The following is a 20,509-nucleotide window of genomic DNA, read 5'->3' as shown; positions in this document are numbered from 1 at the left end:
GAAACCCGGCCCGCTCCCTCTACGGCAAGCGCCCTCAGCCGCGCAGGGCCTGGACCGCGGCCTCCAGCCGCTTGCCGAAGTCTCCGTCCGCCCGGCGGAAGTTCTCGATCGCACGCTCGGCGATGTCGTCGCGCGAGACCTTGGCGATGAAGCCGGCCAGGTTGTCGACCAGGCGGCCCTTCTCGCCCTCCGACATCAGCCGGTACAGGGTGCCCGCCTGCACGAAGTCGTCGTCCTCGGAGTGGACCGCGGCGGCGTGGTTGCCGGTGCCACCGGCGACCGGCGCGGACTGCCACAGCGGCCGGTCCGTCTGGGACGGGCCGCCGAAGGAGTTCGGCTCGTAGTTCTTCGCGCCCTTGTGGCGGCCGTCGTAGAGGAAGCCGTCACGGGAGTGGGTGCGCGCCTCGGTCGCGTGCGGGCGGTTCACCGGCAGGTGGTCGGCGTTGATGCCGACGCGGTAGCGGTGGGCGTCGCCGTAGGCGAAGAGGCGGCCCTGGAGCATCTTGTCCGGGGACGGGCCGATGCCGGGCACGAAGTGCGCCGGACTGAAGATGGACTGCTCGACCTCGGCGAAGATGTTCTCCGGGTTGCGGTTGAGCTCCAGCGTGCCGATCTCGACCGGCGGGTAGTCCTCGTGCGGCCACACCTTGGTGAGGTCGAACGGGTTGAAGCGGTAGTGCGCGGCGTCGGCCGCGGGCATGATCTGGACCTGCACGGTCCAGGTCGGGAAGTCACCGCGCTCGATGGCCTGGCGCAGGTCACGCTGGTGCGAGTCCGGGTCCTCGCCGGCGAGCCGGTTGGCCTCGTCCTGGGTGAGGTTCTTGATGCCCTGGTCGGTCTTGAAGTGGTACTTGACCCAGAAGACCTCGCCGGCCTCGTTGTTCCACTGGAACGTGTGCGAGCCGTAGCCGTTCATGTGGCGGTACGAGGCGGGGATGCCGCGGTCGCCGAAGAGCCAGGTGACCTGATGGGTCGACTCCGGGGAGAGGCCCCAGAAGTCCCAGACGTTGTCCGCCTCCTGCGAGCCCGAGTAGGGGTCGCGCTTCTGGGTGTGGATGAAGTCGGGGAACTTGATGGCGTCCTTGATGAAGAACACCGGGGTGTTGTTGCCGACGAGGTCGTAGTTGCCCTCCTCGGTGTAGAACTTCAGCGCCCAGCCGCGCGGGTCGCGCACGGCGTCGGCCGCACCGAGGTTGCCCGCGACGGTCGAGAAGCGCAGGAAGGTCTCGGTCTGCTTGCCGACCTCGGAGAGGAACCCGGCACGCGTCCACTGCGAGACGTCACGGGTGAGCGTGAAGGTGCCGTAGGCGCCCGCACCGCGCGCGTGGACCACGCGCTCCGGGATGCGCTCACGGTTGAAGTGGGCGAGCTTCTCCAGGAGGAGCTGGTCCTGGACGAGGACCGGACCGCCGACGCCCGCCGTCTCGCTGTTCTGGTTGTCGGCGACCGGCGCGCCGGCCTCCGTGGTGAGCGGTCCCTGCGTCACGTGCGCCTCCTGCGTCCTGTCCTGCGATGCCGTACTTGATCCTACAATAGACAATGTCTAGGTCAAGTGAACTTCTAAAGTCACACCTGTTCGGGAGTCCGACCCCACGGCTGTTAAGCTGGCGCCCATGAGTGACCTGTTGGAACGACTGCGCGGACGCGGCTGGCGGATGACCGCGCAGCGCCGCGTCGTGGCCGAGGTCCTCGACGGGGATCATGTGCACCTGACCGCCGACGAGGTCCACGCGCGCGCAGTGGCGCGACTCCCCGAGATCTCGCGCGCGACCGTCTACAACACGCTGGGCGAGATGGTCACCCTCGGCGAGGTCATCGAGGTCGCGACCGACGGCCGCGCCAAGCGCTACGACCCCAACGCGCACCGGCCGCACCAGCACCTCGTCTGCGGCCGCTGCGGCGCGATCCGTGACGTCCACCCGGGCGGCGACCCGCTGGCGGACCTGCCGGACACCGAGCGCTTCGGCTTCACGATCTCGAACGTCGAGGTCACGTACCGGGGCATCTGCCCGAGCTGCGCCACCACCGCTTGACACGACTTCACGAAGAAGGCCCCCGCTCCGGCGGGGGCCTTCTTCATGAAAGGCCTTCTTCGTGCCGGGCCTTCTTCATGAAGGGCGATCTTCGTGCCCTGGGATACACGAAGACGGCTGCACGCACGACGAAGGCCCGGATCCGATCGAAATCGGATCCGGGCCTTCGTTGCTACTGAGTAGCGGGGACAGGATTTGAACCTGCGACCTCTGGGTTATGAGCCCAGCGAGCTACCGAGCTGCTCCACCCCGCGTCGGTAAACCCGACTCTACGGGACGCCCCGCGACCAGCGCAAATCCGTTGAGACGCAGCCCATGGGCCGGTCATCACGCGGTCAGTTCCTGGTGCAGGGCCTCGCTCAGCCGGGCGGCCCGCTCGGCGACCTCCGCGGGCCCCAGCTCCACCGCGCGGGCGCACCAGCGGCGCCCCTCGGTCAGCTCCCCGCGTCGCGCCGCGAGCAGCGCGAGCCGGAGCGCGGCGCGGCCGTGGCCGGCCCGGGCGGCCCGGGTCCACCAGAGGGCGGCCTCGCGCTCGCTGCCCTCGCGGGCGAGGAGCAGCCCGAGGTTGAAGGCCCCGTTGCGGCTGCCGGCCTCGGCGGCCTCGCGGTACCAGCGGTCGGCCTCGGCCAGGTCGCCGCGCCCGGCGGCGAGCATGCCGACCCTCACCTGGGCGCGCCGGTGTCCCTGCTGCGCGGCCCGCTCGTACCACTCCTCGCACTCGCTCTTCTCCTCCCGGGACGCGCCGAGGACGGCGGGGCCCGGGTCGGGGCGGCGCGCGTCGAGCACCGAGGCGAGCCGGAAGGCGGCCTCGGCGCTGCCGCCGCCGGCCGCGCAGCGCAGGTGCCGCTCGGCGGTCCGCTCGTCGCCGTCCCGGAGGGCGGCGATGCCGACCTGGAGGGCGGCCTCGGTGTGCCCGGCGGCCGCGGCCCGCTCGTACCAGACGAGGGCCGTACGGTCCTCGTCGCGGCCCGCGTGGAGGATGCCCAGGTTGAAGGCGGCGTCGACGCTGCCGGCCTCGGCGGCCTTGGAGAACCAGGGCTCGGCGCCGTTGGCGTCACCGGCCTGGAGAAGCAGCACGGCGAGCGCGTTGGCGGCCTCGCGGTGGCCCGCGTAGGCGGCCCGGCGGTACCACTGCTCGGCCTGCGGGATGCGGTCCTGGGCGGCGCAGAGCAGCCCGAGGTTGTAGGCGCCGTTCACGTCGCCGGCATCCATGGCGGCCCGGTACCAGCGTTCGGCGGTCTGCTGCTCGCCCCGGGCCGCGTGCAGGGCTCCCAGGGCGTTGGCGGCGTTGCCGTCGCCGTCCTGGGCGGCGCGCAGCCACCACACGGCGGCGCTCTCCTCGTCGCCGGCGTCGCGGAGCAGGAAGCCGAGCGCGCAGGCGGCCTTGGCCTCTCCCTCCTTGGCGGAGCTGAGGTACCAGCGGCCTGCCTCCTTGAGCTCGCCGCGGTGCTCCAGGATCGCGCCGAGGTGGAGCGCGGCCCGCCGGTGGCCGCGCGCGGCGGCCTGCCGGAACCACTGCTCGGCCTCGGTCGGCTCTCCCCCGGGCTCACCGACGGCCCGCCCGGGCGCGGCGGTGCCGGTGGCGGGCGTGCCGGTGGGCACGAGCTCGCCGGTGCCGGGCACCCGGAGCCGGGTGCCGGTGTCGTGCGGGCCGCGGGTGGTCTCGGTGGCGCGGCGCTCCAGGGCGAGGGCGAGCCGGTACGCGGCCTCGCGGTGGCCCTGTTCGGCGGCGGCGCGCAGCCAGCGCTCGGCGCCGACGTCGCTGCGGTGCTCCAGGAGGTCGGCGAGGGCGTACGCGCCGAGGGCGTGGCCCTGCTCGGCGGCCTGGCGCAGCCAGTACTCGGCGGCCGGCTCGTCGCCGCGCTCGCGGTGGTAGCGGCCGAGGGCGTGGGCGGCGGGCGCGGAGCCGGCGACGGCGGCGACCCGCCACCAGCCGGCGGCTTCCTCGGCGTATCCGCGCTGGTGCAGCAGGACTCCGAGGTTGTTCGCGGCGGCCCGGTCGCCCTCGGCCGTGGCACCGCGCAGATAGGGCTCGGCGCCGTCGAGGTCACCGCGGCGCAGCAACAGGGCGCCGAGGGCGCTCATCGAGGCGAGGTCGCCGCGCTCGGCGGCCCGACGGTGGCGGGCCTCGGCCTCGGTCTCGTTCTCGGTGTCGGCATCGGTCTCGGCGGTGGTGTCGACGGCCGCATCGACGGCCCCTACTGCCTCGATGATCTCGTCTGCGGCGTTTCTGGCGTGCCGCTGCACAAACCGCCCTGTCTCCAACAGAGTTGCCCTGTCCCCCATAAATACCATCGTCGCACCACCCGCAACCCGAGCACACCTGGTATACCGCAGCCAGTGAGGTCACTCAGCGTTTTGTCGACATGCCCACAGAGAGACAAGTCAAACACGACTCACGCCAACTCGCCCCTTCCCTACCGCGCTTCGGGCCCCCCATGCACGCCGACACACGACGAGGGCCCGGATCCTTATGGATCCGGGCCCTCGTCCTCTGAGTAGCGGGGACAGGATTTGAACCTGCGACCTCTGGGTTATGAGCCCAGCGAGCTACCGAGCTGCTCCACCCCGCGTCGGTAAACCAACCGTACCACGGTCGCGGGGTGGAAAACCTCAGGTCAGCCGCTTGATCCCGTCGTCTTGAGCTTGGCCCCGGCCTCCGCGGCCCGCTGGAGGGCCGCCTGGAGGTCGTCCTGGGCCTTGCCGTACGCGGTCCAGTCGCCCTTCGCCAGAGCCGCCTCGCCCTCGTCGTACGCCTTCTGCGCGTCGGCGATCGCCTGCTTGAGCGCGGCGTCGTTCGAAGCCGGCGGCGGGTTGCCGGTGCCCGGCGGGGTCGTCGGCGTGGTGGGCGGCGTGGTCGGCGCCTCCACCCCGAAGACCGCGTTGAGCGCCTTGGTGAGGTTGTCCTCGAACACCGTGGTGTCCTTGGTCGTGTCACCGTTCGGCTGGTCCGCGTCCACGTACGACACCGCGACCTTCTTCAGGAGCGGGTAGAGCGCGTTGCGTCCCTGGGCGTACACCGGCTCCACGTACAGGAATCCGCCGTCGAGCGGGACGGTGAGCAGGTTGCCGTACTGGATGTCGGAGTCGGCGCCCTTCATGTCCCGGACGAAGGTGGCCACGGAGGGCAGACCGTTGAGCTTGCTCTGCACCTGTGCCGGGCCCGGTACGTCCTCGGTGACCCGCAGCAGTCTCAGCCGCCCGTACTCCTTGCTGGTGGCGTCGGCGTCGACCGCCATGAAGCCGCCCAGGTTGGGCCGCCCGTTCGGCGTGAACGTCGTCGTCAGCGAGAAGCGCTGCGCCGTGTCCCCGGGCATCTTCATGCTCAGGTAGTACGGCGGGACCGCGTTGCCGTCCTTGTTGGTCGGGTCGTCCGGCACCTGCCAGGCGTCCGAGCCGCTGTAGAACTGCGCGGGGTCGGTGACGTGGTAGCGGGTCAGCAGCTCGCGCTGGACCTTGAACATGTCCTGCGGGTACCGCAGGTGCTGCATCAGGTCGCCGCCGATCTCGGACCTGGCCTTGACCGTGCCCGGGAACGCCTTCATCCAGGTCTTCAGGACCGGGTCCTGGGTGTCCCACTGGTAGAGGTTCACCGTGCCGTCGTAGGCGTCGACGGTGGCCTTCACCGAGTTGCGGATGTAGTTGACCTGGTTCTGCTGGGCGACGACCGCGCGCTGCTGGTTGCCGACGGTCAGCGAGTCGGCCGTGGTGTCGCCGAGCGTGGTGCGCGAGGCGTACGGGTAGCCGTTGGTCGTCGTGTAGGCGTCGATGATCCACTGGATCCTGCCGTTCACGACCGCCGGGTAGGCGTCGCCGTCGATGGTCAGCCAGGGGGCGACGGCCTCGACGCGCTCCTTGGGCGTGCGGTTGTAGAGGATCCGCGAGCCCTCGCCGATGGCCCCCGAGTAGAGGATCTGCGGCTCGCTGAACGCGACCGCGTAGGCGGCGCGGTTGAAGGTGCTGGAGAGGTTGACCCCGCTCTTGCCCTCGTAGCTGGTGGTCTTCTCGCCGTTCTCCTCGTAGTCCAGCTCCTTCTGCGGGCCGCCGACGATCGAGTACTGATCGGTCTTCTCGCCGTAGTAGATCCGCTGCTGGTACGTGCCGAGCATGCCCGTGGTCGGCAGTCCCGCCTCGGTGAAGACCGGGGAGCCGTTGGCGTCCGTCTGCGTGCCCGCGGCCATGATCGCGCCGTAGCCGTGGGTGTAGGTGAAGTGGTCGTTGATCCAGTTCCGCTTCGGGATGCCCTTGATGTTGAGCTCACGGAGCCCGACGACGGTGTCCTTGCCCGCGTACCGGTCCACGTCCAGGGTCGTCGGGAACTGGTAGTACTTCCGCTTCTGCTCCAGCTGCTGGAACGTCGGCGACACGATGTTCGGGTCGAGGACGCGGTAGCTGGCCGCCGAGTCGGCGTCCGAGCGCAGCTGGTCCTTGGCCTTCACCGTCGACTTGCCCGAGTAGTTCTCGGGCTTCGTACCGTCGATCGCGTACGCCTTGCGGGTCGCGTCGATGTTCTTCTGGATGTACGGCGCTTCCTTGGCCTGCTCGTTCGGCTGGACCTGGAACTTCTGCACGATGGCCGGGTACAGGCCGCCGATCAGGATCGCGGAGAGCACCATCAGACCGAAGCCGATCACCGGCAGCTGCCAGGTGCGGCGCCACAGCGTCGCGAAGAACAGCACGGCGCAGATCGCGGCGATGCAGAACAGGATGGTCTTCGCCGGCAGGTACGCGTTGGCGTCGACGTACCGCAGACCCGTCCAGTTGCCGGTGGCCTTGAAGTCGCTGGACTTCACGGCCAGGCCATAGCGGTCGAGCCAGTACGCCACGGCCTTCAGGGACACGAAGACGCCGAGCAGCACCGAGAGGTGTCCGGTGGCCGCGGCGGTGGCACGCGCGCCCGGGCTGGTGATCCGCAGCCCGCCGTACAGGTAGTGCGTGAGCGCGGCGGCGATCAGCGACAGGACGGCGGCGGCGAAGCCGAAGGCGAGCAGGAAGCGGTACCAGGGCAGGTCGAAGGCGTAGAACGACACGTCGAGCCCGAACTGCGGGTCCTTCTGGCCGAACTTCACGCCGTTGACCCACATCAGCCAGGTGCGCCACTGGCCGGAGGCGGAGGCACCGGCGATCAGCGCCACCAGGGCGGTGACCGCGAGCAGCACCCACTTCTTGAACGGGGCGAGGCCCATCCGGTACCGGTCGAGGCTCTGCTGCTCCAGCGACATCGCGCTGAGCGGCGGCCGCAGCCGGTACGCCAGCCAGATGTTCAGGCCGACGGCGAGCCCCATCAGCAGACCGAAGACGGCGAAGAGGCCGATCTTGGTCCAGAGCGTGGTCGTGAACACGGACGAGTAATTGACCGAGCGGTACCAGAGCCAGTCCGTCCAGAACCCGGCGAACATCACGAAAGCCATGGCCAGAACAGCCAGCACCCCGAGTGTCATGAGCAGGGTACGGGCCCGCCGGGACGGCCGGCCGACCCTCATCCTTGGCCCGGACGGGCTACCGCCGCGGTCCGGCATCTGGAAAGCCAACGTGCGCCCCTCGATGTTGATGCGTCTGAAAGCAGGCCCCGCGATCGTAGAGCCCAATGGTGCAACTTACTGAGGCTTTACCGAGTTCCCGTGTTCCGGGGAAGAGGAGGCAGGATGTTGGTCATGTCCAACGTTTCCCCCTCCGGCCCGGCTATGGCCGCGAGCCCCCTCACCCGCGCGGTGCTCGAGATCGACGAGTACGCGGCGGGCCTCGGCTGGGACCAGCCGGCCCGCCTGTTCGCCCTGGTCGACACCGCACGGCTGCGCGCCAAGGAACCCGCGCTCGCCTCCCAGTTGGGCCTGGGTGACGATGCCACCGCCTACACCCCGATCGAGCAGGACAAGCTGCCGCGCGGGAAGCCCCTCGACGAATTCCTCGGCACGATCGCCTGGCCCGCGGGCGTGGCCGGCTGCGCCATGACCGTGGAGCGGCTCATGCTGCCTCCCTCGGCGGAGGCCCAGGTCCCGCAGGGCCTGAACGAGAAGCAGCTCGCCAAGTGGGTGGCCGCCCACGCGGACCGCCAGGAGGTACGGATGACCGTGGCGGTGCTGCGCGGCGGTGCCCGCGAGGCGGCGATCCGGCTGCGCGAGAAGGACACGGCGACCGAGGTCCTGACCGGCCCCGACCTGGTGCCGGGCCTCGCCGAGGCGCTGGCGGCGACCTTCGAGAGCTGAACTCCGGCGGTACGAGAGCAGTAGGCGAGGGGCGCCCGGTCCGAAGACCGGGCGCCCCTTTCACGTACGTATGCGGGATCAGCTCTTCGAGCAGCTCGGCAGGGACTTCGTGTCGCCCGCGCGGAGCTTCTCCAGGGACTTGGTCGCGTCGTCGATGGTGTCCACCTTGACGAGGGTGAGCCCGTCGGGGGTGTCCGACGCGGCGGCCTCGCAGTTGTCGGCCGGGGTGAGGAAGTACTGGGCGCCGGCGTTGCGCGCGCCGACCAGCTTCATCTCGATGCCGCCGATCGGGCCGACCTTGCCCTCGTCGTCGATGGTGCCGGTGCCGGCGATGAACCGGCCTCCGGTGAGGCTCTCCGGGGTGAGCTTGTCGACGATGCCGAGGGCGAACATCAGACCGGCGCTGGGGCCGCCGACATCGGCCAGGTTGATGTCGATGGTGAACGGGAAGACGTGGTCGGTGCCGGCCTGGATGCCGACGACGGCCCGGTCGCCCTCCTCGGAGGTGGTGGTCGTGATGACCACCTTCCGGGTGACGGTCGGCTCCTTGCGGGCCTTCTCGGCCGCGGCCGCCTCCTTGGCGGGGACGATCGTGAACTCGACGTCCTGGCCCGGCTTCCGCTTGACGACCTGCTTGGCGACATCGGCCTGGCCGGTGATCGCCACGCCGTCGACGGCCTTGATCACGTCACCGGCGTGCAGCTTGCCCTCGGAGGGCGAGCCCTTGATCACCGTGCCGACGACGACTCGGGAGACGACCGGGATCTTCAGCTCCTCGAGGGCGGCCACCTTGGCGCTCTCCTGGGACTGGCTGAACTCCTCGGCGTTCTCCTGGCTCGACTGCTCCTCGGTCTTGCCGTCCGGGTAGAGCGTGTCGTGCGGCACCACCACGTTGTCGTGGGCCAGCCAGCCGTAGACGGCCTCGACGGCGTTCATCTTGTAGTCCGCGCTGGTGACGCGGACCGTCGTCATGTTGAGGTGCCCGTCGGTCGGGTAGGTCTTGCGTCCCGAGATGTGCAGGACGGGCTCTCCCCTGGCCTCGCCGAGGGTGTTGACCGTGGGGCCCGGGCTCATCTCCGCGTACGGCACCGGGATCAGGACGCCCGCGATGAGCAGACAGATCAGGACCAGGGTGGAGGCGAGCATCGTCGCGGTGCGGCGTGGCATGGAACGACAGTACGGGACTCGTCTGTGGGTGCACCCCTGGGGCGGGTCCGTACGAGGCGTCGGCCTCAGCTCGACGGCGAGGTGGTGACACCGCCCGCGGCGGTGGCCGGTTCGCGCCCGGGAAGAGCGGAATCCGGGGTCGTGACGGGAGAGCGTTCCATCGCGTCCCGGAAGCGTGCGTAGCCGGCGAGTTCGGCCACGTCACCTATGGTCTTGTTCCTCGAAGCCCAGCTTCCCCATATCGCCGCGCCGACGACTGCGAAAAGCGGAATCAGCAACCAGGCCAGCGCTGCCATCCCGACCTCCCATCCCCAGTGAGTTGATCAGCAGACTGTGTCATCTGTGAGATCAACGCTCGCGCCTGGGGGGCGGTTACGCAAATCGGGCGTTCGGCTACGCCCTGTCGGCGCGTCGCCTTGCGGCCGCGGCGAGCACCGGTGAGGGCCCTGGGGGGGCAGGCGCCGACCCTCCCCCGGACCAGGGGGGCGGGCTTCAGCAGGCGCCGACCCACTCCTCGGTGCCGTCCGAGAAGGTCTGGTGCTTCCAGATCGGGACCTCGTGCTTGAGGTCGTCGATGAGCTTGCGGCAGGCCTCGAAGGCCTCTCCGCGGTGCGGACAGGAGACCGCCACGACGACCGCGATGTCGCCCACCCGCAGGTCGCCCACGCGGTGCACGGCGGCAAGCGCGCGGATCGGGAAGTCGGCGACGACCTTCTCCGCCACCCGGCGCAGCTCCGCCTCCGCGGTGGGATGGCAGGAGTAGCCCAGTCCGTCGACGTCCGCGCCGCCGTCGTGGTTGCGCACGGTGCCCACGAAGAGCGTCGTGCCGCCGGACGCGTCGTCCCCGACCGCCCGGAAGACCTCGTCGAGGGAGAGCGGGGTCTCCCGGATCGCGAGGAGCTTGATCGGGTCGGCCGCGGCCAGCTCGCCGGGGTGGTCAAAGGACGTCGGTGCCATGCGTCCATCGTGCCGTACGCGCGCGACATCCCGGAATAGCGGTTTCGACCGGCGGTCGGCGGCCTCCCTAGGAGGGTCCTACAGGCCGCCGTTCTCCCCGGTCAGATCCCGCGCCGCTTGCGCATCTGCCGGACGAGCGCCGCCGTACCGAGCAGCGCCACCGTCGCACCGGCCGCGCCCGCCGCCGTGGCGTCCTTGCGGCCCAGACGGCGGCCGGCGACCGTGTGGCGGCCCTCGACCTCCTCCAGGAGCGCCGCGAGGACCTCCTCGTTCGTCCACTTCGGCCGCCAGCCGGCGTCGTGCAGCCGTCCGACGCTGACCACCCACGGGTGCATCGTGTACGCGAGATCGCCCGCCGGGGACGGGGTCAGCCCGATCCGGTGGAGCCGGGCCGCCGCGCCGAGGGCGACGGCGGAGGGCAGCTCCATGCGCCGGATCCCGGAGAGCTCCTCGACCTCCTCCTGCTCCAGCCAGCCCTCGCAGCCGACCGCGAACTCCCCGTCGACCTTCTCCAGGGCCGCGTACTCCAGGGCGCTCACCAGGTCCTCGACGTGGCAGAACTGCCAGGTGGGCCGGGAGCCGGCGACGACGAGCAGCCGGGGCGACTCGAAGTAGCGGGTCAGCGCCGTGTCCGTACCGCCGACGAGGACGGCCGGGCGGACGACGGTGACGTTGAGGCCGGGGTGCGCGCGCGGGGCCCGGCGGCCGAGGCGCTCGATCTCCAGCATGTCGCCGACGCCCGTGGCCTCCGCCGTGGCCCTGAGCTCGGCGTCCTCGGAGAGCGGGATGTCGTTGTCGGGCAGGGCGCCGTAGACCATCGCGGAGGTGCACAGCACCACCCGGTGGACGCCGGCCGCCGCCGCCGCGGTCAGCACGGTCTGCGTGCCGCGCACGTTGTAGGCCGTCCGGGCGGCGGGGTCGGTCTCCAGGTCGAGATCGACGGCGAGGTGCACGACGACGTCCGCGCCGCGCAGCTTCTCGGCGATGGCCGGATCGCGCACGTCGAGGATGTGCCACTGCGCCTCGGCGACCTCGCCCCGGCGCTCGTCGATGGCGACGACCTTCTTGATCTCGTCGGAGGCGGCGAGGCGCCGGGTCAGCAGGTCACCGACGCCGGAGGCGGCACCGGTGACCGCGACGACGGGGCCGCGCACGGCGGACCGGGTTGAGTGGTTTCGCGCTCCGCGAACCTGTGGATCTGGGGAACTCACCGGGCGTCTCCAGCGGTTGTCTTCAGTACGTACACGCATGACGCGTACGGACCAGGTGGCGTCCATCCTGCCGCAGGGCACGGCCCGGCGGAGCACCGAGCCCATTTCCGGCCCGGATGTCTACGCTGGTGGTGTGCGGGGCCTGTCTGGACAGGCCCTGGTCGGGCAGTCGCCGTCGGCAGGAGGCCGGCGGCCCTACGAGCCGAGGAAACCTGTGAGTGACACCCCATTCGGATTCGGCCTTCCGCCGGAGGAGCCTGAGAACGGCGACGAGGGCAAGAAGAAGGACCCCGCCGGAGGTGGCCAGGGGTCCGGTGGCCAGGGCGGCAACCCGTTCGGGGCGAACCCGTTCGGCTTCGGCGGGCTGCCCGGCATGGGCGGTCCGGGCGGCGCGGACAATCCGTTCGCGGCGATGTTCGGCTCGCTGAACCCCAACGATCTGGGTGCGGCCTTCCAGCAGCTCGGCCAGATGCTGAGCTACGAGGGCGGTCCCGTGAACTGGGACATGGCCAAGCAGATCGCCCGCCAGGTGGTGGCCCAGGGCACCGCCGACGGCACCAAGGACGCCAGCGTGGGCCCGGCGGAGAAGTCCGCGGTCGAGGAGGCCGTGCGGCTGGCCGATCTGTGGCTGGACGGCGTGACCTCGCTGCCCTCGGGAGCGAGCACGGCCGTGGCGTGGAGCCGCGCGGAGTGGGTCGAGGCGACGCTGCCGGCGTGGCAGCAGCTCGTGGACCCGGTCGCCGAGCGGGTCGGCGCGGCGATGGGCGACGTCCTTCCGGAGGAGATGCAGGCCATGGCGGGCCCGCTGATCGGCATGATGCGCTCCATGGGCGGCGCCATGTTCGGCCAGCAGATCGGGCAGGCCGTCGGCGCGCTCGCCGGTGAGGTCGTCGGCTCGACCGATGTCGGTCTGCCGCTCGGGCCGGCCGGCCGGGCCGCACTGCTGCCGCTGAACATCGAGGCCTTCGGCAAGGACCTGGGTGTGCCCTCCGACGAGGTGCGGCTCTACCTGGCCCTGCGCGAGGCCGCCCACCAGCGGCTCTTCGCGCACGTGCCGTGGCTGCGCGCGCATCTCTTCGGTGCGGTCGAGGGGTACGCGCGGGGGATCAAGGTCGACACCTCGAAGCTGGAGGAGGCGGTGGGTCAGCTCGACCCGACGCACCCGGAGCAGCTTCAGGAGGCGCTCCAGCAGGGCATGTTCCAGCCGGAGGACACCCCGGAGCAGAAGGCGGCCCTGGCCCGTCTGGAGACGGCGCTCGCGCTGGTCGAGGGCTGGGTGGACGCGGTGGTCCACGAGGCCGCCAAGTCGCGGCTCGGTTCGGCGGACGCGCTGCGCGAGACGCTGCGCCGGCGCCGGGCCTCGGGCGGTCCCGCCGAGCAGACCTTCGCCACGCTGATCGGTCTCGAGCTGCGTCCGCGGCGGCTGCGGGACGCGGCGCGCCTGTGGGCGTCGCTGACCGACGCGCGCGGGGTGGACGGCCGTGACGGTCTCTGGGAGCACCCGGACATGCTGCCGACGGCGACCGACCTGGACGACCCGGACGGCTTCGTGCACCGCGAGCACCTGGACTTCTCCGAGATCGACAAGATGCTCGGCGAGGCCGCCGGGGGCCGCCCCGAGGACAAGGGCGACGACGAGGGCAAGGACGACGACGCGAAGTGACCCTGCACGACGACGCGGTCCTCGTACTGAAGGGGTACGAGGACCAGCCCGAGCTGCGTGATCTGTACCTGGAGCACCTGGCGGCCCACCCGGACGGCATGTACAAGCCGTGCGGGGCGGGGCACCTGACCGGCAGCGCGCTGGTGGTCGACCCCTCACGCGGGCATGTGCTGCTGACGCTGCACAAGAAGCTGGGCATGTGGCTGCAGATGGGCGGCCACTGCGAGCCCGGCGATCCGACGATGGAGTCGGCGGCACTGCGGGAGGCGACCGAGGAGTCGGGGATCCCGGGCCTGACGCTGCTGCCGGGCGGCCCGGTGCGGCTCGACCGGCATCCGATCCCGGCGCCCTGCCACTGGCACCTGGACGTGCAGTACGCGGCGCTCGCCCCGGCGGGGGCGGCGGAGCGGATCAGCGAGGAGTCGCTGGACCTGCGCTGGTTCGCGTACGACGAGGTGGCGGGGGTGGCGGACACCTCGGTGGTCCGGCTGATGGAGAGCACGCTGGCCCGGCTCTCGTAGCGCACGCGCGTGAGGGGCGGTCGGCATGCCGACCGCCCCTCACGTCTGTCCGGTGCTCAGTTCCAGGCGTTGTTCTGGTTCTGGGCGTGGGAGCCGTGCTGTCCGGCGCCGAACTGGGCTGCGAGGCCCTGGCCGATGGCCGCGTTCTGCGGGGGCATGACCTCGCTGGGCTGGACGAGCGCGAAGCCCTGGCCGAGGAAGCTGAGTTCCCAGCCCTCGCCGGTGTTGCCGCGGCGGCTGCGGATGTTGGAGTTGTGGGTCTGCGCCTGCATCTGGACGCGCAGCCCGGTGGACCAGGCGACGATGGCGTCCGCGTCGACACTGACGTACTTGTCGGGCGTGACCTGCATCATCAGTGGCTGGCCCGAGGTCATCAGGGCGACCTTGCCGCGGCCGGAGATGTTGAGCTGGTACTTGCCGGTGCCGGAGACGCCGTACTGGCTGTCGACGGCGATGACCTCGGTGTTGAGGGTCGAGTCGAGCGCCAGGACGTAGGAGCTGTCGACGGTCAGGCCCTCCTGCTCGACGTCCACGACGTGGACGTACTGGGCGAGGTTGGCGAAGTAGACCGTGCCCTGGCCGGAGCAGCGCATCAGGTCCAGACCCTCGCCGGTGCGGGCCTGGGCCCGACGCTGGCTCGGGGTCTTGTACTCGCCGTCGAAGTCGAGGAGTCCCTGGTACGCGACCATGGCGCCCTTGCGGGCCAGGATGTCGTCCTGCCCGGTGAGGCTGACCCGCAGGAGCTGCGGGTTCTGGATGACGTACCGCTCCTGGCTCTGCTGTTCGGCGTGGTTGAAAAGCGGGCTCTGCATGGTGTGTTCTCGCTCCCCCTCAGCCCCGGATCCGCAGGCGGTCGGTGCTGTCCTCGCTCGGCTGTACGACGACGATGCCCTGGCCCGAGAAGGCCATCTGGAATGCCTCGCCGCTGCCCCGCCCGATGAGCGAGGACGCCTTGAAGCTGCGCTTGCCCTTGACCTTGAGGGACGGCGACCAGGCGACGAGGGCATCGGGGTCGACGTAGGTCTCGTCGTCGCCGCGGCCGCAGTCGACGACGATCGGCGTGCCGCGCGAGGTCAGCGCGACCCAGCCGGTGCCGGCGATCTGCACGTTGAACAGGCCCTGGCCGGCGAACTTGGCGAGCCCCTTGACCCGCTCGACGCCCCACTGGAGGTGCGCGTCGAAGGCGAGCAGGTTGGTGCCGTTGACCGAGATCGAGTCGTTCTGGAGGTTGATCACGACGACGTCGGCGCCGTAGTCGGCGAGGTAGAGCAGCCCGTCGCCGGAGCACTTCATGATGGGCGCGCCCTCGCCGGTGGCCCACTGCTGGGCGACCTGGCGGGCGGCGGGCGGGTTGGGCTCATAGGTGATGTAGCCCTCGTAGGAGACCATCGAGCCGGTCCGGGCGTAGAGGTCCTGGCCGGAGGCCATGGCCACCCTGAGCATGGCGCGGCCGTGGTTCTCCATCCGGGCCGCGACGGGGGTCGGGGCGTAGCCCGCGAATTGCTGGTTCATGACTTCGGGCTCCCTCAGACCTCGTAGGGCTGGACGACGATGAAGTTGCCGGGGGCTCCCCGGAACTGGAGGTTCACGGTCTCTCCGCTGTGGCCGGGGTAGGCGTTGCGGCGGAGCCGCACCTGGCTGGAGAGGATGACCTGGGACGCGGACGACCACGCCACGACGGCGTTGCAGTCGGCGAAGGTGGTCGGCGTGACGGGCAGCACCACGGGCACGCCGTGGGTCTTCACGACGACGGTGCCGGTGCCCTGGAACTGCATGGTGAACAGGGCGCCGCCGGGGATGCCGTGGCCCTCGATGCGCCGGACCTCGTACTGCAGGGACTCGTCGAACGCGAGGACGTTCTCCGCGGAGACGCAGATGCCGTCGCCCTGGAGCTCGATCGGGTGCAGATGGGCACCCTCCTCGGCGAGGAAGAGCTGACCGCGGCCGGTGCAGCGCATCAGCTGCATCTCCTGGCCCGTGGCGTTGCCGACGATCCGGCCGGTGAAGCCGGCGCCCTTGTGGGAGAAGTCGACCTTGCCCTGGTACATGACCATGGAGCCCTGGCGGGCGAGGACGGGCGTGCCGCCCATGGCCAGGTCGACCCGCATGAGCTGCTGGTTCTGCGGGGTCCAACGGGCGCCGGTCGGGGTCTCCTTGTACGGCGCGAGCGCGGCGGCGAGCCCCGCTCCCGTCGCCGGAACACCCTGGGGGACGCCGGGCTGCTGACCGTACGCCGGCTGCTGCCCGTACGCGGCGGGGGCGGCCTGCCCGTACGGAGGCGCCTGCGGCGGCTGACCCTGGCCGGGGTACTGACCGGGGGCCTGGCCCGGCACCTGCCCGGGGTACTGGCCCGGAGGCTGTCCCGGGACCTGGCCGTACTGCGGCTGCTGCGGCGGCTGCCCGTACGGCGCGGGTGCCGGCGCGGGCGGCGGGACCTGGGCGGGCGTCATCGGAGCCATCGGCGCCACCATGGTCGGCGCCGTATGCACCGGCTGCGCCGGAGCGGGCGCGGGCGGGGCCGGCGGCGCGCCGAACGCGGGAGCCGGTGCGGGCGCGGGAGCCGGAGGCGCGCCGAAGGCCGGCGCCGGGGCCGCGGGGGCACCGAAGGCCGGGGGCGCCGTCGCCTGCGGCGGCGGGGCGAAGCCGGGCGCGGCCTGTTGCTGCGCGGCGGGCTCCTCCTCGGCGACCTCGCCGCCGAAGTTCCGCAGGAGCGCGTCGAGGCCACCGTCGAAGCCCTGGCCGACGGCGGCGAACCGCCACACGTCCTTGAGGTAGAAGTCGCCGAGCATCACCGCGCGCTCGGTGGTGAACTCCGCGCCGGTGAAGGCGTACCGGGCGACCTCCTCGCCGCCCGCCACGATCCGCAGGTGGCCGGGGCCGACCTGCGACATCTGGCCGGCGCCGTCGATCGTCGCGGTGAACGACAGCTTGTGGATGTTCGCGGGGATGCGGTCGAGAGTCACGCGGAAGGACTCGGTGTCACCGGACTGCGCCCCGAGCAGCTGGACGGACTCCTCGGGCGTCTTCGGCTGGTTGAAGAACACGAAGTAGCGGTCGTCGGAGAGCCGCTCGTCCGCGTCGAGTCCGAAACAGCTGATGTCGAAGCTCAGTCCGGGCGCCGCGATCTGCACACCGATGTACAGATCGGTCCCTGCGGTGAGATCACTGATCTTGGCCTTGTGGCCGCGTTGGAATTCCCTGGCCATGCGTAACGACCGTCCCCCATCCCGAATGGCGAATGCTCGCGCCAGGCTAACCGCTGAGTGCGACATTGAGACAGGCCAGGTCGTTTTCGGTACGGAATCGGGAAACACCGGTCACGCGCGCGGACCGGCGGGGTCACTCCTCGCGAGCGGCCGGGAGGTGCGGCAGGCGCTCGGCGGCGACCACGCCCTCCAGGTAGCCGCGCGCCCGTTCGGTGCGGGGATACGCCTCCAGGAGCCGCCAGAACCTGGGGCCGTGCCCGGGGACGAGCAGATGGGCCAGCTCGTGCAGGAGGACGTAGTCCACGACGTACTCGGGCATGCCCTGGAGCCGGTGGGAGAGGCGGATGCTGCCCTCGGAGGGGGTGCAGGAGCCCCAGCGGGTGTTCTGGTTGGTGACCCAGCGCACGGAGCTGGGGCGGGCCCGGCCGCCGAAGTACTGCTCGGACAGCCGAAGCGCCCGCTCGGTCAGCTCGCGGTCCCCGAGGACGCTCCGGCTCTCCTGCGCGGCGAGCTTGTCCAGCATCACGCCGACCCAGCGGCGCTCCTCGGCCTCGGACATCCGGGCCGGGATGAGCACGACGGTGCGGTCGCCCTCGCGGTAGGCCGAGACGGTTCTGCTCCGTCGTGGGCTTCTGCGGACCTCGACCGCACTCGTCCCCGCACCGCGGTGCGGCTTGTCGGTCACGCTGCGCTGTGGGTCGGCGGGCACGGGCCCGACGTTACCCGCTGTCAGCGGGGGAAGTCCCGCCTCCGGAGTGGTTTCGGCAACGATCCGCTCACACCTCACACCATTTGAATGACTAATCCCCTTACCTGTGGACAACTTTCGGCGACCGTCACGGCGGCGGGGCATTCTCGACTCGGGACGGTGAATGGCCGTTGTCGATCATGTGGCTGTCGATCATGAATGGGGGGCGGCGGAAATGCATCCGATGGTGAAGCCGGCGCTGCGGCGGGCCTGGCGGAGCCTTCGCCGCGTCCAGTTCGGGGTCACCCCCGCGCACGCGGTGGTGCTCGACCCGGTCGACCGGGAGACGGGGACGTTGCTCGGGCTGCTCGACGGCACCCGGGGGACCGAGCTGCTCCGGGCCGAGGCGAGGACGCTCGGTCTGCCGGACGGACACCTGGAGGCGCTCCTCGGGCGGCTCGGTTCGGCGGGGCTGCTCGCCGACGCCGCGACCGGGCGGCCGGGGAGGACGGGGCCGACGGCCGGCGCGGTGGACCCGGCCCTCGATCCGCTCCGCGCCGACCTGGCCTCCCTCTCCGTCGTCCACCCCGAGCCGGAGCGGGCGGTGCGGGTCCTGGCGGCCCGGCGTGCCGTGCGCGTCCAGGTCCGGGGCGCGGGGCGGGTGGGGGCGATGGTGGCGGCGCTGCTCGCGGCGGCGGGGGTGGGCGGCGTCGAGGTCGTCGACTCGGGCAGGGTCGAGTCCTGGGAGACGGCCCCGGGCGGACTGCCGGCCGAGGCCGTCGGCGAGCGCCGGGCGACGGCGGCCCGGCGCCTGGTCGGCCGGTGGCGGAGGTCACGCGGCCCGAGCGGATCGGGTGAGGCCTCCGGTGGGGTCGGGCTGTCACTCGTCGTGGTGACGCCGCGGGACGGCCTCGGCGCGTACGTCCCCGATCCGCTTCCGGCGGGGCGGTGGGTCGCCACCGGGACCCCGCATCTGTACGCCGGGGTCCTTGAGGCGACGGGAATCGTCGGGCCACTCGTCCTGCCGGGCGGCACGGCGTGCGCCGGGTGTCTCCAGGAGGAGCGGACGGACCGGGAGCCGGAGTGGCCCCGGCTGCTCGCCCAATGGCGGTCCGGCGCACCGCATCCGCTGCCCGCCTGTGATCTGGGTCTCGCGACGGCGGTGGCGGGGCTTGCCGCCGCGCACGCGCTGGCCTTCCTGGACGGGGATCTCCCGGCGAGCACGGGCACCCGCTGGGAGGCGTCGCTGCCGCTGTTGGAGTGGCGGGCGGAGCGGCTGAGACCCCATCCGGCCTGCCCTTGCGGGGCGGCGCGCGGCGGAGAGGGGGAGCGTGCCTCGGCAGCCGGAGGCGCACAGGACACAATGGCGGGGTAACGGCCCTGCGCGGCACGGCAGGGGTAACCGCCCTGCGCGGTACGGCAGTCTGGGTTTTGGAGGGGCGCATGTCTGATCTTCCCCGGAAGGCGGTCACTCGGACCGCCAAGTTGGCCGCGTTGCCACTCGGCTTCGCGGGCCGGGCCACCTGGGGCCTGGGCAAGCGGATCGGCGGGAGATCGGCGGAGCTCGTCGCCCGCGAGCTGCAGCAGCGCACGGCCGAGCAGCTGTTCAAGGTGCTCGGTGAGCTCAAGGGCGGAGCCATGAAGCTCGGACAGGCGCTGTCCGTCTTCGAGTCGGCCCTCCCCGAGGAGGTGGCCGGGCCCTACCGGGCGGCGCTGACCAAGCTTCAGGACGCGGCGCCGCCGATGCCGACGCGCACCGTGCACGCCGTCCTCGAGGAGCGGCTGGGCGCGGAGTGGCGGGAGCTGTTCCTGGAGTTCGAGGACAAGCCGGCGGCGGCCGCCTCGATCGGGCAGGTCCACCGGGCCGTGTGGCACGACGGGCGCGAGGTCGCGGTGAAGGTGCAGTACCCGGGCGCAGGGGAGGCGCTGCTCTCCGATCTGACGCAGTTGAGCCGCTTCGCCCGGCTGCTCGGCCCGCTGGTTCCCGGGATGGACATCAAGCCGCTGATCGCCGAGATGCGGGACCGGGTCTCGGAGGAGCTGGACTACGCCCTGGAGGCGGCGGCCCAGCAGAAGCACGCGGAGGAGTTCGCGGACGACCCCGATGTGCTGGTGCCGGCGGTGGTGCACCGGGCGGATCAGGTGCTGGTGACCGAGTGGATGGACGGCATCCCGCTCGCGGAGGTGATCGCCGACGGCACGCCGGCGCAGCGGGACCGGGCGGGCCAGCTCCTGGCCCGCTTCCTCTTCTCGGGCCCCGCGCGCACCGGTCTGCTGCACGCCGACCCGCACCCGGGGAACTTCCGGCTGCTTCCGGGCACCGACGAGGACGAGGGGCCGGAGTCCTGGCGGCTCGGGGTGCTCGACTTCGGCACCGTCGACCGGCTGCCCGGCGGGCTGCCGGAGACGATCGGCACCTGTCTGCGGATGACGCTGACCGGTGAGGCGGAGACCGTGTACGAGCTGCTGCGGGCGGACGGCTTCGTCAAGGAGTCCGTGGCGCTCGACCCGGACGCGGTCCTGGAGTACCTGCTGCCGATCATCGAACCGGCCGAGGCGGAGTCCTTCCTCTTCACCCGCGGCTGGATGCGGAACCAGGCGGCCCGGATCGCCGACCCCCGCTCCCCCGCCCACCAGTTGGGCAAGCAGCTCAATCTGCCGCCCTCGTATCTGCTGATACACCGGGTGACGCTGAGCACCATCGGGGTGCTGTGCCAGCTGAACGCGACGGTACGGCTGCGGGCCGAACTGGAGGAGTGGCTGCCGGGCTTCGTGGCACCCGAACCGGAAGCCGTATCCCTACCCGAACCCGCAGCGGAGTCGGCACCCGCACCCGCCACGGACTAGGCGGGGGGAC

17 protein-coding genes and 2 tRNA genes are annotated in these 20,509 nt (G+C 71.5%); 6 read left to right on the top strand and 13 right to left on the bottom strand.

Features of this window, described 5'->3' with window-relative positions; all coding sequences use genetic code 11:
* Window positions 1–34: 34 nt before the first annotated feature.
* Window positions 35–1,486, bottom strand: coding sequence for a catalase (locus OG462_RS28785; protein WP_406061972.1), 1,452 nt, complete (start codon window positions 1,484–1,486; stop codon window positions 35–37).
* A 127-nt stretch (window positions 1,487–1,613) separates the two neighbouring features.
* On the opposite strand from OG462_RS28785, the gene OG462_RS28780 reads away from it, so the two are divergent.
* Window positions 1,614–2,033, top strand: coding sequence for a Fur family transcriptional regulator (locus tag OG462_RS28780; RefSeq protein ID WP_406061970.1), 420 nt, complete (start codon window positions 1,614–1,616; stop codon window positions 2,031–2,033).
* Between the two features lie 180 nt (window positions 2,034–2,213).
* Here OG462_RS28780 and OG462_RS28775 read toward each other — a convergent pair.
* The 4 genes from OG462_RS28775 to OG462_RS28760 form a co-directional block, all read right to left on the bottom strand.
* Window positions 2,214–2,287: transfer RNA gene (locus tag OG462_RS28775), tRNA-Met, on the bottom strand.
* A gap of 73 nt (window positions 2,288–2,360) precedes the next feature.
* Window positions 2,361–4,328, bottom strand: a complete 1,968-nt coding sequence (locus OG462_RS28770; protein WP_406061968.1) for a tetratricopeptide repeat protein — start codon at window positions 4,326–4,328, stop codon at window positions 2,361–2,363.
* Window positions 4,329–4,532: 204 nt separating this feature from the next.
* Window positions 4,533–4,606: transfer RNA gene (locus OG462_RS28765), tRNA-Met, on the bottom strand.
* Window positions 4,607–4,651: 45 nt separating this feature from the next.
* Window positions 4,652–7,552, bottom strand: a complete 2,901-nt coding sequence (locus OG462_RS28760; protein ID WP_406066760.1) for a UPF0182 family protein — start codon at window positions 7,550–7,552, stop codon at window positions 4,652–4,654.
* Between the two features lie 135 nt (window positions 7,553–7,687).
* On the opposite strand from OG462_RS28760, the gene OG462_RS28755 reads away from it, so the two are divergent.
* A complete protein-coding gene (locus OG462_RS28755; protein ID WP_406061966.1) occupies window positions 7,688–8,239 on the top strand; it encodes a PPA1309 family protein in 552 nt (183 codons plus the stop codon).
* A 78-nt stretch (window positions 8,240–8,317) separates the two neighbouring features.
* Here OG462_RS28755 and OG462_RS28750 read toward each other — a convergent pair whose 3' ends face one another.
* The 4 genes from OG462_RS28750 to OG462_RS28735 all read right to left on the bottom strand — a co-directional run bounded on the left by OG462_RS28750 (window position 8,318) and on the right by OG462_RS28735 (window position 11,574).
* Window positions 8,318–9,406 carry a PDZ domain-containing protein gene (locus tag OG462_RS28750; RefSeq protein ID WP_406061964.1) on the bottom strand — a complete coding sequence of 363 codons (1,089 nt, stop codon included), beginning with the start codon at window positions 9,404–9,406 and terminating at the stop codon, window positions 8,318–8,320.
* Window positions 9,407–9,471: 65 nt separating this feature from the next.
* Window positions 9,472–9,702, bottom strand: a complete 231-nt coding sequence (locus tag OG462_RS28745; protein ID WP_406066933.1) for a hypothetical protein — start codon at window positions 9,700–9,702, stop codon at window positions 9,472–9,474.
* 196 nt (window positions 9,703–9,898) lie between these two features.
* Window positions 9,899–10,363, bottom strand: a complete 465-nt coding sequence (locus OG462_RS28740) for a molybdenum cofactor biosynthesis protein MoaE (protein ID WP_406061963.1) — start codon at window positions 10,361–10,363, stop codon at window positions 9,899–9,901.
* A gap of 101 nt (window positions 10,364–10,464) precedes the next feature.
* Window positions 10,465–11,574: an SDR family oxidoreductase gene (locus OG462_RS28735; RefSeq protein WP_015036039.1), complete on the bottom strand. Its 1,110-nt coding sequence runs from the start codon at window positions 11,572–11,574 to the stop codon at window positions 10,465–10,467.
* 214 nt (window positions 11,575–11,788) lie between these two features.
* On the opposite strand from OG462_RS28735, the gene OG462_RS28730 reads away from it, so the two are divergent.
* Together OG462_RS28730 and OG462_RS28725 are read left to right on the top strand one after the other, a co-directional pair.
* The gene (locus OG462_RS28730) at window positions 11,789–13,237 is read left to right on the top strand and encodes a zinc-dependent metalloprotease (protein ID WP_406061961.1); all 1,449 of its coding nucleotides are present in this window, start codon (window positions 11,789–11,791) and stop codon (window positions 13,235–13,237) included.
* Window positions 13,234–13,758 (top strand): NUDIX hydrolase, encoded by a 525-nt coding sequence (locus tag OG462_RS28725; RefSeq protein ID WP_406061960.1) that lies wholly within the window; start codon window positions 13,234–13,236, stop codon window positions 13,756–13,758. The genes OG462_RS28730 and OG462_RS28725 overlap by 4 nt, the downstream gene beginning before the upstream one ends.
* A gap of 56 nt (window positions 13,759–13,814) precedes the next feature.
* On the opposite strand, the gene OG462_RS28720 is transcribed toward OG462_RS28725, so the two are convergent.
* The 4 genes from OG462_RS28720 to OG462_RS28705 all read right to left on the bottom strand — a co-directional run bounded on the left by OG462_RS28720 (window position 13,815) and on the right by OG462_RS28705 (window position 17,673).
* Complete coding sequence (locus OG462_RS28720; protein ID WP_406061958.1) at window positions 13,815–14,570, bottom strand: AIM24 family protein; 756 nt, start codon at window positions 14,568–14,570, stop codon at window positions 13,815–13,817.
* A gap of 19 nt (window positions 14,571–14,589) precedes the next feature.
* Window positions 14,590–15,270, bottom strand: a complete 681-nt coding sequence (locus OG462_RS28715) for an AIM24 family protein (RefSeq protein WP_406061957.1) — start codon at window positions 15,268–15,270, stop codon at window positions 14,590–14,592.
* A gap of 14 nt (window positions 15,271–15,284) precedes the next feature.
* Window positions 15,285–16,964 carry a TerD family protein gene (locus tag OG462_RS28710; protein WP_406061955.1) on the bottom strand — a complete coding sequence of 560 codons (1,680 nt, stop codon included), beginning with the start codon at window positions 16,962–16,964 and terminating at the stop codon, window positions 15,285–15,287.
* Window positions 16,965–17,097: 133 nt separating this feature from the next.
* Entirely contained in the window at window positions 17,098–17,673 is a 576-nt protein-coding gene (locus OG462_RS28705) for a SprT-like domain-containing protein (protein WP_406061953.1), read from the bottom strand.
* 214 nt (window positions 17,674–17,887) lie between these two features.
* Between OG462_RS28705 and OG462_RS28700 the strand changes: the two genes are divergently transcribed.
* On the top strand, window positions 17,888–19,027 hold the full coding sequence (locus OG462_RS28700) for a TOMM precursor leader peptide-binding protein (protein ID WP_406061951.1): 1,140 nt from the start codon (window positions 17,888–17,890) through the stop codon (window positions 19,025–19,027).
* 68 nt (window positions 19,028–19,095) lie between these two features.
* A complete protein-coding gene (locus OG462_RS28695; protein WP_406061949.1) occupies window positions 19,096–20,499 on the top strand; it encodes an ABC1 kinase family protein in 1,404 nt (467 codons plus the stop codon).
* The last annotated feature ends 10 nt before the right edge of the window (window positions 20,500–20,509 follow it).

Source organism: Streptomyces sp. NBC_01077, assembly GCF_045162855.1.
In the GTDB taxonomy this organism is placed as follows: Bacteria; Actinomycetota; Actinomycetes; order Streptomycetales; family Streptomycetaceae; genus Streptomyces.
Note: the sequence above shows the minus strand (reverse complement) of the source record. Positions and strands in the feature narration are given on the sequence as shown.

Coding starts and splice junctions, on each gene's coding strand:
- OG462_RS28780 (WP_406061970.1), top strand. CDS start 1,614: ATGAGTGACCTGTTGGAACGACTGCGCGGACGCGGCTGGCGGATGACC.
- OG462_RS28770 (WP_406061968.1), bottom strand. CDS start 4,328: ATGGTATTTATGGGGGACAGGGCAACTCTGTTGGAGACAGGGCGGTTT.
- OG462_RS28760 (WP_406066760.1), bottom strand. CDS start 7,552: ATGCCGGACCGCGGCGGTAGCCCGTCCGGGCCAAGGATGAGGGTCGGC.
- OG462_RS28755 (WP_406061966.1), top strand. CDS start 7,688: ATGTCCAACGTTTCCCCCTCCGGCCCGGCTATGGCCGCGAGCCCCCTC.
- OG462_RS28750 (WP_406061964.1), bottom strand. CDS start 9,406: ATGCCACGCCGCACCGCGACGATGCTCGCCTCCACCCTGGTCCTGATC.
- OG462_RS28745 (WP_406066933.1), bottom strand. CDS start 9,702: ATGGCAGCGCTGGCCTGGTTGCTGATTCCGCTTTTCGCAGTCGTCGGC.
- OG462_RS28740 (WP_406061963.1), bottom strand. CDS start 10,363: ATGGCACCGACGTCCTTTGACCACCCCGGCGAGCTGGCCGCGGCCGAC.
- OG462_RS28720 (WP_406061958.1), bottom strand. CDS start 14,570: ATGCAGAGCCCGCTTTTCAACCACGCCGAACAGCAGAGCCAGGAGCGG.
- OG462_RS28715 (WP_406061957.1), bottom strand. CDS start 15,270: ATGAACCAGCAATTCGCGGGCTACGCCCCGACCCCCGTCGCGGCCCGG.
- OG462_RS28710 (WP_406061955.1), bottom strand. CDS start 16,964: ATGGCCAGGGAATTCCAACGCGGCCACAAGGCCAAGATCAGTGATCTC.
- OG462_RS28700 (WP_406061951.1), top strand. CDS start 17,888: ATGCATCCGATGGTGAAGCCGGCGCTGCGGCGGGCCTGGCGGAGCCTT.
- OG462_RS28695 (WP_406061949.1), top strand. CDS start 19,096: ATGTCTGATCTTCCCCGGAAGGCGGTCACTCGGACCGCCAAGTTGGCC.